Here is a 12,721-nt window from a genome sequence, read left to right on the forward strand (position 1 = left end):
GTTGTCGAAGCGCTTCGACAGGGTTTCTTCGGCGTTCGGCGGACCGTTTCGGCGGACGGTTCGGCGGACCGGTTCGCCGCGCCGGATCGGCGGGCGGATCCCGCGGTCCGCGGCAACCTTTCGCGCCCGCTGCGGCCACTGAGGGACGTACAGGAACCGTCCCCCGGAAGGACCCCCGATGCAACACCGCGGACCCCGCCTTTCCAGGAAGGCGAAGGGCCTCGTCGCCGCCTCGGTCGCGCTCGCGGCCGCCGTCGGCGTCACCGCCGCCCAGGCGGGCGAGTCGAGCAAGAAGTGCGCGGCGTTCGACACCATCCCGCTCGGCAAGTACTACGTGAACAACAACCTCTGGAACCAGGAGAAGGCCGTCGGCAGCCAGTGCGTCTGGGACAACTCCCAGTCCGGCGCCACCATCTCCTGGGGGACGGACTACGACTGGGCCAACAGCGCCACCGGCAAGGACCACGACGTGAAGTCGTACGCCGGCACGGTCCTCGGCTGGCACTGGGGCTGGAAGGCCGACAAGGCGGAGACAGGCCTGCCGATCCGGGTCGGCGACCGCAAGAAGGTGGCCGCGAGCTGGGACTTCTCCGTCTCCGCGAACCCCGGCGTCATGAACGTCGCCCACGACCTGTGGCTGCACGACAAGAACACCGCGGACTGGCAGGACCAGCCCACCGACGAGATCATGATCTGGCTCAACCGCCAGGGCGGCGCGGGCCCGCTGGGCACCAGGTACGGCAGCGTCAGCCTGGGCGGCGCCATGTGGGACCTGTACCAGGGTGACATCGGCTGGAACGTCTACTCGTTCGTCCGCCGCACCAACACCACCAAGGCCACTCTCAACCTCGACGACTTCACCCAGGCACTCGTCCGGCGCAAGCTCCTCGGCAACGACAAGTACGTCTCCGGAATCGAGTCCGGCACCGAGGTCTTCAAGGGAAAGGGCCGCCTGGACACCAAGTCGTACTCGGTCACCGTCGGCCGATCGGACGCGCGAGGGGTGGTGGGCTCGCCCGGGATCGGGTACCAACGATCGGGTAGCACCCATCGGTAACCAATGTGGTCCGAGATCCCGATTCGCGGCGAGGTGAGCCTCATGTCCGCACCACCCCTCAAGAAGCCCGTCGTCACCGAACGTGAGGCCCGTCAGGTGGCGGAGGCCGCCCGGGAACAGGACTGGCGAAAGCCCAGCTTCGCCAAGGAACTGTTCCTGGGCCGTTTCCGCCTCGACCTCATCCACCCCCACCCCCTCCCCGCCGACGAGGCCGTACGGCGCGGAGAGCAGTTCCTGGCCAAGCTCCACGAGTTCTGTGAGACGCGGATCGACGGAGCCCTCATCGAGCGCGAGGCCCGCATCCCCGACGAGGTCGTGCGCGGCCTCAAGGAACTCGGCGCCCTCGGCATGAAGATCGACCCCAGGTACGGCGGGCTCGGTCTCACCCAGGTGTACTACAACAAGGCCCTGGCCCTGGTCGGCTCGGCCAGCCCGGCGGTCGGCGTGCTGCTCTCGGCGCACCAGTCGATCGGTGTACCGCAGCCGCTGAAGCTGTTCGGCACCGACGAGCAGAAACAGCGGTTCCTGCCCCGCTGCGCCCGCACCGACATCAGCGCCTTCCTCCTCACCGAACCGGACGTCGGCTCCGACCCGGCCCGCCTCGCCACCAGCGCCGTACCCGACGGGGACGACTACGTCCTCGACGGGGTCAAGCTGTGGACCACCAACGGCGTCGTCGCCGACCTGCTGGTGGTGATGGCCCGGGTGCCCAAGAGCGAGGGCCACAAGGGCGGCATCACCGCCTTCGTCGTGGAGGCGGGCTCGCCCGGCATCACCGTGGAGAACCGCAACGCCTTCATGGGCCTGCGCGGCATCGAGAACGGCGTCACCCGTTTCCACCAGGTCCGGGTCCCCGCCGCGAACCGCGTCGGCCCCGAGGGGGCGGGCCTGAAGATCGCGCTGACCACCCTCAACACCGGCCGGCTCTCGCTGCCCGCCTCCTGCGTGGCGGCCGGCAAGTGGAGCCTGAAGATCGCCCGCGAGTGGTCGGCGGCCCGCGAGCAGTGGGGCAAGCCCGTCGCCCACCACGAGGCGGTCGGGGCGAAGATCTCCTTCATCGCGGCGACGACCTTCGCCCTGGAGGCCGTGCTCGACCTGTCCTCCCAGATGGCCGACGAGGACCGCAACGACATCCGCATCGAGGGCGCCCTGGCCAAACTCTTCGCCTCCGAGATGGGCTGGCGGATGGCCGACGAACTCGTCCAGATCCGCGGCGGCCGCGGCTTCGAGACCGCCGACTCCCTGGCCGCCCGAGGCGAGCGCGCGGTCCCCGCCGAACAGGTCCTGCGCGACCTGCGCATCAACCGCATCTTCGAGGGCTCGACGGAGATCATGCACCTGCTGATCGCCCGCGAGGCCGTCGACGCCCACCTCTCGGTCGCCGGTGACCTCATCGACCCCGACAAGTCCCTCCAGGACAAGGCGAGGGCGGGCGCCAACGCGGGCGTCTTCTACGCCAAGTGGCTGCCGAAACTCGTCGCGGGACCCGGTCAACTCCCGAACTCCTTCACCGAGTTCAAGCACGAGGTCGACCTCTCCCCGCACCTGCGCTACGTCGAGCGGCACGCCCGCAAGCTGGCCCGCTCCACCTTCTACGCCATGTCCCGCTGGCAGGGCCGCATGGAGACCAAGCAGGGCTTCCTCGGCCGGATCGTCGACATCGGCGCGGAACTGTTCGCGATGAGCGCGGCCTGTGTCCGCGCCGAGCTGCTGCGCTCCCGCGGCGAACACGGCCGCGAGGCCTACCAGCTCGCCGACGTCTTCTGCCGCCAGTCCCGCATCCGCGTCGAGGAACTCTTCAGCCGCCTGTGGGCCAACACCGACGACCTCGACCGCAAGGTCGTCAAGGGCGTCCTCGCGGGCACCTACGAGTGGCTGGAGCAAGGCATCGTCGACCCCTCGGGCGAGGGCCCCTGGATCGCCGACACCACGCCGGGACCGTCCGAACACGAGAACGTCCACCGCACGATCGGGTGACACCGCGCACACCTGGCCAGGGCTGTCCCCCCAAGAGTCCCCAAGAGCCCCCCATGAGGGGGACCGTGGGGGGACACCCTGTCCCCGCCCGTATGCGTTGCGGCAACAATGGGGGGATGAGCGACAGTCCAGCCCTCCTCGCCGACCCGCACCTCGTCTACGACCCCGTGGCGGGCGACGGCCCCAAGGACGTGGTGGTCCTCGGGTCCACCGGGTCGATCGGCACCCAGGCCATCGACCTCGTGCTGCGCAACCCGGACCGCTTCCGGGTGACCGGCCTGTCCGCCAACGGCGGCCGGGTCGCCCTCCTCGCCGAGCAGGCCCGCCGACTCCGGGTGCGGACCGTCGCGGTCGCCCGCGAGGACGTCGTCCCGGCCCTGCGCGAGGCCCTGAGCAGCGAGTACGGCACCGCCGAACCGCTCCCCGAGATCCTCGCAGGACCGGAGGCGGCCACGCAGCTCGCCGCCTCCGACAGCCACACCGTGCTGAACGGCATCACCGGCTCCATCGGCCTCGCGCCCACCCTCGCCGCCCTGGAGGCGGGCCGCACCCTCGCGCTCGCCAACAAGGAGTCGCTCATCGTCGGCGGCCCGCTGGTGAAGGCGCTCGCCAAGCCGGGCCAGATCATCCCGGTGGACTCGGAGCACGCGGCGCTCTTCCAGTGCCTCGCGGCCGGTACCCGCGCCGACGTCCGCAAGCTCGTCGTCACGGCCTCCGGCGGCCCCTTCCGCGGCCGTACGAAGGAGCAGCTGGCGCGCGTCACCGTCGAGGAGGCCCTCGCGCACCCCACCTGGGCCATGGGCCCGGTCATCACCATCAACTCCGCGACCCTCGTCAACAAGGGCCTGGAAGTCATCGAGGCACACCTCCTCTACGACATTCCCTTCTCCCGCATTGAGGTGGTCGTGCATCCCCAGTCGTATGTCCACTCGATGGTTGAGTTCACGGACGGATCGACACTGGCGCAGGCGACGCCGCCCGACATGCGCGGGCCCATCGCCATCGGCCTCGGCTGGCCCGAGCGGGTGCCCGACGCGGCCCCCGCGTTCGACTGGAGCAAGGCGTCGACGTGGGAGTTCTTCCCGCTCGACAACGAGGCCTTCCCCTCGGTGAACCTCGCCCGGCACGTGGGCGAGCTCGCGGGGACGGCCCCGGCGGTGTTCAATGCCGCCAACGAGGAGTGCGTGGAGGCGTTCCGCAAGGGCGCGCTGCCGTTCAACGGGATCATGGAGACTGTGACGAGGGTCGTCGAGGAACACGGCACCCCGCGCGCGGGAACCTCGCTCACCGTGCCGGACGTCCTCGAAGCGGAGACCTGGGCACGGACCCGGGCCCGGGAACTGGCGGCACAGACGGCGGAGGCCCGCGCATGACGACCCTGATGTTCATCCTCGGCATAGTGGTCTTCGCGTTCGGCCTGCTCGTGTCGATCGCCTGGCACGAGCTGGGGCACCTGTCCACCGCCAAACTCTTCGGCATCCGCGTGCCGCAGTACATGGTCGGCTTCGGCCCGACCCTCTGGTCGCGGAACAAGGGCGAGACCGAGTACGGCATCAAGGCGATCCCGTTCGGCGGCTACATCCGCATGATCGGCATGTTCCCGCCGGGTGACGACGGCCGCATCACGGCCCGCTCCACCTCACCCTGGCGCGGCATGATCGAGGACGCCCGCTCGGCGGCGTACGAGGAACTCAGGCCCGGCGACGAGACGCGCATGTTCTACACGCGCAAGCCGTGGAAACGGGTCATCGTGATGTTCGCGGGCCCCTTCATGAACCTGATCCTCGCCATCGCCCTGTTCCTCACCGTGCTGATGGGCTTCGGCATCCAGCAGCAGACCACCTCCGTCGCCTCCGTCTCGCCCTGCGTCATCGCGCAGAGCGAGAACCGCGACACCTGCAAGAAGACCGACCCCGCCTCCCCGGCGGCCGCCGCCGGCATGAAGAAGGGCGACAAGATCGTCTCCTTCGCCGGTCAGCGCACCGAGGAGTGGGCCACCCTCTCCGACCTCATCCGGGTCAGCGCCGGCAAGGAAGTCGCGATCGTCGTCGACCGGGACGGCCGCGAGGTCACCCTGAACGCGAAGATCGCCACCAACCAGGTCGCGAAGAAGGACGCCAACGGCACCTACGTCCAGGGCGAGTACGTCAAGGCCGGCTTCCTCGGCTTCAGCGCGGCCACCGGAGTCGTCAAACAGGACTTCGGCGAGTCCGCGACCTGGATGACCGAGCGGGTCGGCGACGCCGTCGACTCCCTCGCCGCCCTGCCCTCCAAGATCCCCGCGCTGTGGGACGCGGCCTTCGGCGACGGCCCCCGCGAACCGGACTCCCCGATGGGCGTCGTCGGCGCGGCACGGGTCGGCGGCGAGATCGCCACCCTCGACATCCCGGCCTCGCAGCAGCTCGCGATGTTCGTGATGCTGCTCGCCGGCTTCAACCTGTCCCTGTTCCTCTTCAACATGCTCCCGCTGCTGCCCCTCGACGGCGGGCACATCGCGGGCGCCCTGTGGGAGTCGCTGCGCCGCAACCTCGCCAAGGTGCTGCGCCGGCCCGACCCCGGCCCCTTCGACGTGGCGAAGCTGATGCCGGTGGCCTACGTGGTGGCCGGGATCTTCGTCTGCTTCACCCTCCTCGTGCTGATCGCGGACGTCGTCAACCCCGTGAGAATCTCCTAGCCGTGCGGCGTTCACGGCGGCCCGGCACGATCTGTGCCGGGCCGCCTTCCATTGAGTGGGTTTGACGGCCGCGAGGTGCTCGGGCAGGGGCCCGTGCCGTAATCTCGAAGCCTGGAGCCCGCCACCGACGGGACCTGGACCTTGATCCACGACTTGGGGTTGCACAGCAGATGACTGCGATTTCTCTCGGCATGCCGTCCGTTCCGACCAAGCTCGCCGAGCGCCGCAAGAGCCGGCAGATCCAGGTCGGGTCCGTGGCGGTCGGCGGGGACGCCCCCGTGTCCGTGCAGTCGATGACCACGACCCGCACGTCCGACATCGGCGCGACGCTCCAGCAGATCGCCGAGCTGACCGCGTCCGGCTGCCAGATCGTCCGCGTGGCCTGCCCGACCCAGGACGACGCCGACGCCCTCGCCACCATCGCCCGCAAGTCGCAGCTGCCGGTGATCGCGGACATCCACTTCCAGCCCAAGTACGTCTTCGCCGCGATCGAGGCCGGCTGCGCCGCGGTCCGCGTCAACCCGGGCAACATCAAGCAGTTCGACGACAAGGTCAAGGAGATCGCCAAGGCCGCGAACGAGCACGGCACCCCGATCCGCATCGGGGTCAACGCCGGCTCCCTCGACCGCCGCCTGCTCCAGAAGTACGGCAAGGCGACCCCCGAGGCCCTCGTCGAGTCCGCCCTGTGGGAGGCGTCCCTCTTCGAGGAGCACGACTTCCGCGACATCAAGATCTCCGTCAAGCACAACGACCCGGTCGTGATGATCGAGGCCTACCGCCAGCTCGCCGCCCAGTGCGACTACCCCCTCCACCTCGGCGTCACGGAGGCGGGTCCGGCCTTCCAGGGCACGATCAAGTCGGCGGTCGCCTTCGGCGCCCTGCTCTCGCAGGGCATCGGCGACACGATCCGCGTCTCCCTCTCGGCCCCGCCGGTCGAGGAGGTCAAGGTCGGCAACCAGATCCTGGAGTCCCTCAACCTCAAGCAGCGCGGCCTGGAGATCGTCTCCTGCCCGTCCTGCGGCCGCGCCCAGGTCGACGTCTACAAGCTGGCCGAGGAGGTCACGGCAGGCCTGGAGGGCATGGAGGTCCCCCTCCGGGTCGCCGTCATGGGCTGCGTGGTCAACGGCCCGGGCGAGGCCCGCGAAGCCGACCTGGGCGTGGCCTCCGGCAACGGCAAGGGCCAGATCTTCGTCAAGGGCGAGGTCATCAAGACCGTCCCCGAGTCCAAGATCGTGGAAACCCTCATCGAAGAGGCCCTCAAACTGGCCGAACAGATGGAATCCGAGGGCGTGACGTCGGGCGAGCCCCAGGTATCGGTAGCGGGCTGAGCAGGTAGCCAGCTGATCGCCGCAGGCGTCCTGGGGGCGCGGGGAAGGGCGCGCGCTCCGCGCCCATGGACCCGCACGGGTGCGACGGCTTGCGGCAGCCTCGCCGCAGGCGTCCCAGGGGCGCGGGGAACTGCGCGACCAGCCCCCACGCAGCCGCCCCCGCGGCCACGTATGCGCGTCGGATCTCTCGGTCCCCGAGATCATGCGTCGTCGGTGGCGCAGGGCCTCCGCACGACGGGCGGCGCCGCACATTCTCGGCGGGTACAGTGCGGAGATCAGGCAGACCCCAGTGTGAGGCCCCGCTCGTGTTGACGCAGACCACCTCCCGGGTCCTCGAACCGAGCGACCTCGACGCCGCCCTCGCCGTCCTCGACCGTGAGCCGGTGACGAACGCCTTCGTGACCTCGCGGGTGCAGGTCGCGGGTCTGGACCCGTGGCGGCTCGGCGGCGAGATGTGGGGCTGGTACGAGGACGGCATGCTGACGTCCCTCTGTTACGCGGGCGCCAACCTTGTCCCGATCTGCGCAACTCCCCGCGCCCTCCGCGCCTTCGCCGACCGCGCCCGCCGGGCCGGCCGCCGCTGCTCCTCCATCGTGGGCCCCGCCGACGCCACCGCCCTGCTCTGGCGCCTGCTCGAACCGCACTGGGGCCCGGCCCGCGAGGTCCGGGCCCGCCAGCCCCTGATGGTGACCGACCGCATGCCCGACGACATCGCCGCGGACCCGTACGTGCGCCGCATCCGCAAGGACGAGATGGACACGATCATGCCGGCGTGCGTGGCGATGTTCACCGAGGAGGTCGGCGTCTCCCCGATGGCCGGCGACGGCGGTCTGCTGTACCAGGCCCGGGTCGCCGAACTCGTCGGCGCCGGCCGCTCGTTCGCCCGCCTCGACGACCGGGGCAGGGTCGTCTTCAAGGCGGAGATCGGCGCGGCCACGCCCAAGGCCTGCCAGGTCCAGGGTGTCTGGGTGGCCCCGGAGTACCGGGGGAGGGGCCTGGCCGCCCCCGGCATGGCGGCCGTCCTGCGCTACGCGCTGGCGGACATCGCCCCGGTGGTCAGTCTCTACGTCAACGACTTCAACACGACGGCGCGGCGGACGTACCGGAGGGTGGGCTTCCAGGAGGTCGGCGCGTTCATGAGCGTCCTGTTCTGAAGTGCCCGCGGCACCCCGCCGTATCGACATCCGCTCCGCACCCGCCGGCCGACCGAAACCCCCCTGTAGGCTCCCCGACATGGACCTCGTCATCGGCCCCTTGGACCTTCCCACGCACGTGGACGAGGCCCTCGCAGTGCAAGCCGTGGCCTTCGGACTGGGCCCGGACGAGGTGGCCGTCCGCAGACAGATCGTCCTGCGCCACATGACCAGCCCCGGCGCCAGAGCGTACGGCGCGACCGTCGGAGACCGACTCGTCGGCTTCGTCTACGGCATGCCCAACGACCGCTCCCACTGGTGGTCCACCGTCGTCGAGCCCTACCTCCGCGCCAACGGCAACGACGTCTGGCTCGACGACTCCTTCGTCATCACCGAACTCCACGTCCACCCCGCCCACCAGAACCGCGGCGCGGGCCGGGCCCTGATCACCACGATCACCGACACCGCGGCCCAGCCGCGCTCGATCCTCTCCGCGATCGACGTCGACAGCCCGGCCCGAGCGCTCTACCACTCCCTGGGCTACCAGGACCTGGCCCGCCGCGTCCTCTTCCCGAGCGCGCCCCGACCGTACGCCGTGATGGGTGCCCCCCTCCCGCTGCGCCGCGCGTGACGGCCGCGCCGCGCGTAACGGATTTCCGGCCGCGCGGGGCTCCCGGCTAACCTCCTAGCCAGCACCCTCCCCACTCTCGGCCCGGTTCGAGCGGCGGGATCCCGATCGGCAGGAGTTCGTACACCATGGCCAACGCACCGGTCCAGCGCATGTCCCAGTTGATGGCGAAGACGCTGCGCGACGACCCGGCGGACGCCGAGGTCCTCAGCCACAAGCTCCTCGTCCGCGCCGGCTATGTCCGCCGCACCGCCGCCGGCGTCTGGAGCTGGCTGCCGCTGGGCAAGAAGGTCCTCGCCAACGTGGAGCGGATCGTCCGTGAGGAGATGGACGCGATCGGTGCCCAGGAGGTGCTGCTCCCCGCCCTGCTGCCGAAGGAGCCGTACGAGGCGACCGGCCGCTGGGAGGAGTACGGCCCCGAGCTGTTCCGCCTGCACGACCGCAAGGGCGGCGACTACCTCCTCGGCCCCACCCACGAGGAGATCTTCACCCTGCTGGTCAAGGACCAGTGCACGTCCTACAAGGACCTGCCGGTGATCCTCTACCAGATCCAGAACAAGTTCCGTGACGAGGCCCGCCCCCGCGCCGGCATCCTGCGTGGCCGCGAGTTCCTCATGAAGGACTCCTACTCCTTCGACACCGAGGACGAGGGCCTGGCCAAGTCCTACGCCCTGCACCGCGAGGCGTACCAGAAGGTGTTCGCGCGGCTGGGCCTGGACTACCGCATCTGCGCGGCGACCGCGGGCGCCATGGGCGGCTCGAAGTCGGAGGAGTTCCTCGCCCCGGCCGAGGCCGGCGAGGACACCTTCGCCGACTGCCCGAACTGCGACTTCGCGGCCAACACCGAGGCGATCACGTACGAGTCGAAGCCGGTCGACGGTTCCGCCGTGCCCGCCGCCGAGGAGATCCCGACCCCGGACACCCCGACCATCGAGACCCTCGCCGCCTCCCTCGGCGTGCCGGCCTCCGCCACGCTGAAGAACCTCCTGGTCAAGGTGGGCGGCGAGATCGTCGCCGTCGGCGTGCCCGGCGACCGCGAGGTCGACCTCGACAAGGTCGAGGCGCACTTCGCGCCGGCCACCGTCGAACTGGTCACCGCCGAGGACTTCGTGGGCCGCCCCGACCTGGTCCGCGGCTATGTCGGCCCGCAGGGCCTGGAGAAGGTCACCTACATCGCCGACCCGCGTGTGGCGCCGGGCACCGCGTGGATCACGGGCGCCAACAAGGAGCACACGCACGCGAAGAACGTCGTCGCGGGCCGTGACTTCGAGGTCGACGCGTACGTCGACGTCGTGGTCGTCCGTGAGGGCGACCCCTGCCCCAAGTGCGGCACCGGCCTCAAGCTGGACCGCGCCATCGAGATCGGCCACATCTTCCAGCTGGGCCGCAAGTACGCCGACGCCCTCAAGCTCGACGTCCTCGGCCAGCAGGGCAAGCCGGTCCGCGTCACCATGGGCTCGTACGGCATCGGCGTCTCCCGCGCGGTCGCGGCCCTCGCCGAGCAGAGCGCCGACGACAAGGGCCTGTGCTGGCCCGCCGAGGTCGCCCCGGCCGATGTGCACGTGGTCGCCGCGGGCAAGGCCCTCCAGACCGAACTGGCCCTCGACGTCTCCGAGAAGCTGCGGGCGGCCGGTCTGCGCGTCCTGGTCGACGACCGGGCCGGGGTCTCGCCGGGTGTGAAGTTCACCGACTCCGAGCTGATCGGCGTACCGAAGATCCTGGTCGCGGGCCGCCGTTCCGCCGAGGGCGTCCTGGAGCTGAAGGACCGCAGGACCGGGGAGCGTGAGGAACTGACGGTGGACGAGGCCGTCGCCCGCCTCACGACCGCGTAGGCGCCGAGACGTACGGGCGGGGTGTCCACCAGGCAGCCCGCCCTAGACCCACCCGGCAAACTCCAACAGCAACTCCGCATCCCTGGGCCGCCCCACACGCAGTGCCCGTACGCCCGACTCCACCGCCCGGAAGAGCGTCCACCCCCGCAACCGCTCCTGGTCCACCTCCAGCGACTCCGCGAGCCGCTTCACCCGCCGCCGGGTCGTCGCCGCCCCCGACGGAGAGGCGATCAGGTCCTCCACCCGGTCCCGGACCAGCCGCGCCAGGTCGAAGGCGCACTCACCGACCACCGGGTCCGGCCCCACGGCCAGCCACGGCATCCGTTCACCCGCGAGCACCTTGCTCTGCCGGAACGTCCCGTGCAGCAGCCGGTGCTCGGGCGGCGCAGCCAGCAACTCCTCGCGGGCCGCGAGCGCCGCGTCGACGAGCGCCCCCACCTCCGCGTCGGCACGCGCGCGCATCGCCTCGGCCTGCCGCCCGGTCCGCTCGGCCACCGTCTCGAACACGTGCCCGGCCGGCGGCTCCACCCACAGCCGCCGCAGCGTCCCGGCCGCCTCCAGCAGGGCCTTGGCCTCGGGCAGCGACCGCACCGACACATCCGGGTGCAGCCGCTCCAGCAGGAGCACCCCTTCACCCACCGGCCCCTCCACCAGCTGTACGGCGCCCAGACCGTCCCATTGGGTGAGCGCGGCCCGCTCCGCCTCCGGCCGGAACCGGGGCGGGGCCAGCTTCAGCACGGCCGGGGCCCCGTCGGCGTGCCGCACCAGCACCACCAGGCTGCTGCGGCCACCGGGCACCTGCACCCGCTCGACGGTCAACTCGCGCAGCGCGACGGCCTCCTGGACCGTCTCGGGCAGCTTCTCCAACCAGTCGTCACCGTCCGGCGCGCTCTCGCCGAGCGCCCTGACCAGACGCTGCGGCGGTTCGAAGGCCATACGCGAGTCGTCCTTTCCTGCTCCGGCTAGGCCGGCGGGGTGGGGGTGTGCGTGCCGGAGGGCGTCGATGCGGGTGTCGCCGAGCCCGCCTTCGTCGCCGAAGCCCCGGCCCCCGTGGCGGCCGGGTCGGTCCCCGCATCGGCCCGCTCGGCGAGACCAGGGAAGGCTACGCTCCCGCCGTGCCAGCGCACCGCACGGACCGCCGCCTCCCGCAGCGCCTCGGCGGCCTCGCGGCGCCGCGCACCGGTCGCCGCCCGGACCAGGTCGGAGTAGACGCCGGCGACGCGTTCCTCCAGCTCGGCGGCGAGCCGGACCGCCGCGGCGGAGTCCGGCACCGCGAACGGCAGGGCATAGGCGGCGCTCGCGGCGATGGGCTCGGTGCCCAGGTCGCGCACTTCACGCGCCAGCGCGTCCCGGCGCGCCCGATGTGCGTCGTACGCCGCCCGAGCCTCCGTGCGCCGCCCCTCACGGATCCGGCCGCCGACCACCCCGTAGCCGTACACCGCCGCGTGCTCGGCGGCCAGCGCGGCCTGGAGGGCCGTCAGCTCCCCGGTGTTCGGCTCGCTCATCGGGCCCCCTCCGTCAGCAGGTACGCGTGCGCCGCCCCGGAGGCCGCCACCGAGGCCAGCAGCCGGGCCGCCTCGCCCGGCAGGTCCACCAGCGCCGCGACCCGGCGGTCCGAGAGGGTCCGCTCGGCGCCGGCCAGGTCGGCGAGCGCGTCCTTGGCGTTCGCGGGAACGACGACGGACGGCGCGGGCGAGACACTCACAGAGGGCGAAGCCGAAGCCGATGCGGATGGCCTGGCGCCCCCCTGCGCACCCCCGAACGCCGTCACGTGCCGTACGACCTCCGCCCGCAGCGGCGCCAGCCGCGCCGTCAGCGCCGGGTGGACGGCGAGGACGGCGTCGTAACGCTCCAGCAGCCCCGCACTGTCCGCGGCCGCACGCGCGCGAGCACGCTCCTCCGCCGACGTCGGGCCGGCACCCGGGTTCTCCTTCCCCGAGCCCTCCTTGTCGGAGGAGCACCCGGCCATCAGGGCGGCCCCGGCGGCCGAGGCGAGCAGAGTTCTTCGGCGCGGTCCGGAGAGGGTGCGCACAGGCGGCGGGAACGGCACGGCAGACGTCCTCGGGGAATCTCGTACGAAAGGAACCGATCA

Annotated in this window: 11 protein-coding genes; 8 read left to right on the forward strand and 3 right to left on the reverse strand. The window is 71.4% G+C overall.

Annotated elements, in window-relative coordinates:
- Positions 1–178 precede the first annotated feature (178 nt).
- The 8 genes from ACFWJX_RS07740 to ACFWJX_RS07775 all read left to right on the forward strand — a co-directional run bounded on the left by ACFWJX_RS07740 (position 179) and on the right by ACFWJX_RS07775 (position 10,629).
- The gene (locus ACFWJX_RS07740) at positions 179–1,057 is read left to right on the forward strand and encodes an endo-1,4-beta-glucanase (protein ID WP_383238328.1); all 879 of its coding nucleotides are present in this window, start codon (positions 179–181) and stop codon (positions 1,055–1,057) included.
- 42 nt (positions 1,058–1,099) lie between these two features.
- A complete protein-coding gene (locus ACFWJX_RS07745; protein WP_383238331.1) occupies positions 1,100–3,034 on the forward strand; it encodes an acyl-CoA dehydrogenase family protein in 1,935 nt (644 codons plus the stop codon).
- A gap of 116 nt (positions 3,035–3,150) precedes the next feature.
- Positions 3,151–4,407, forward strand: a complete 1,257-nt coding sequence (gene dxr, locus ACFWJX_RS07750) for a 1-deoxy-D-xylulose-5-phosphate reductoisomerase (protein ID WP_383238333.1) — start codon at positions 3,151–3,153, stop codon at positions 4,405–4,407.
- Positions 4,404–5,708 (forward strand): M50 family metallopeptidase, encoded by a 1,305-nt coding sequence (locus ACFWJX_RS07755; RefSeq protein ID WP_383238335.1) that lies wholly within the window; start codon positions 4,404–4,406, stop codon positions 5,706–5,708. Before dxr ends, ACFWJX_RS07755 begins: the two co-directional genes overlap by 4 nt.
- Before the next feature lie 170 nt (positions 5,709–5,878).
- On the forward strand, positions 5,879–7,036 hold the full coding sequence (gene ispG, locus ACFWJX_RS07760; protein WP_383238338.1) for a flavodoxin-dependent (E)-4-hydroxy-3-methylbut-2-enyl-diphosphate synthase: 1,158 nt from the start codon (positions 5,879–5,881) through the stop codon (positions 7,034–7,036).
- A gap of 305 nt (positions 7,037–7,341) precedes the next feature.
- Positions 7,342–8,190, forward strand: coding sequence for a GNAT family N-acetyltransferase (locus ACFWJX_RS07765; RefSeq protein ID WP_383238341.1), 849 nt, complete (start codon positions 7,342–7,344; stop codon positions 8,188–8,190).
- A gap of 79 nt (positions 8,191–8,269) precedes the next feature.
- A complete protein-coding gene (locus tag ACFWJX_RS07770; protein WP_383238344.1) occupies positions 8,270–8,800 on the forward strand; it encodes a GNAT family N-acetyltransferase in 531 nt (176 codons plus the stop codon).
- 125 nt (positions 8,801–8,925) lie between these two features.
- Positions 8,926–10,629, forward strand: coding sequence for a proline--tRNA ligase (locus tag ACFWJX_RS07775; RefSeq protein WP_383238346.1), 1,704 nt, complete (start codon positions 8,926–8,928; stop codon positions 10,627–10,629).
- 42 nt (positions 10,630–10,671) lie between these two features.
- On the opposite strand, the gene ACFWJX_RS07780 is transcribed toward ACFWJX_RS07775, so the two are convergent.
- The 3 genes from ACFWJX_RS07780 to ACFWJX_RS07790 are packed head-to-tail and all read right to left on the reverse strand — an operon-like array spanning position 10,672 to position 12,679.
- The gene (locus tag ACFWJX_RS07780; protein WP_383238349.1) at positions 10,672–11,565 is read right to left on the reverse strand and encodes an aminoglycoside phosphotransferase family protein; all 894 of its coding nucleotides are present in this window, start codon (positions 11,563–11,565) and stop codon (positions 10,672–10,674) included.
- A 26-nt stretch (positions 11,566–11,591) separates the two neighbouring features.
- Positions 11,592–12,134, reverse strand: coding sequence for a ferritin-like domain-containing protein (locus ACFWJX_RS07785; RefSeq protein ID WP_383238352.1), 543 nt, complete (start codon positions 12,132–12,134; stop codon positions 11,592–11,594).
- Positions 12,131–12,679, reverse strand: a complete 549-nt coding sequence (locus ACFWJX_RS07790; protein WP_383238354.1) for a hypothetical protein — start codon at positions 12,677–12,679, stop codon at positions 12,131–12,133. Before ACFWJX_RS07790 ends, ACFWJX_RS07785 begins: the two co-directional genes overlap by 4 nt.
- Positions 12,680–12,721: the final 42 nt, after the last annotated feature.

It is taken from the genome of Streptomyces sp. NPDC058335 (assembly GCF_042723915.1).
In the GTDB taxonomy this organism is placed as follows: domain Bacteria; phylum Actinomycetota; class Actinomycetes; order Streptomycetales; family Streptomycetaceae; genus Streptomyces.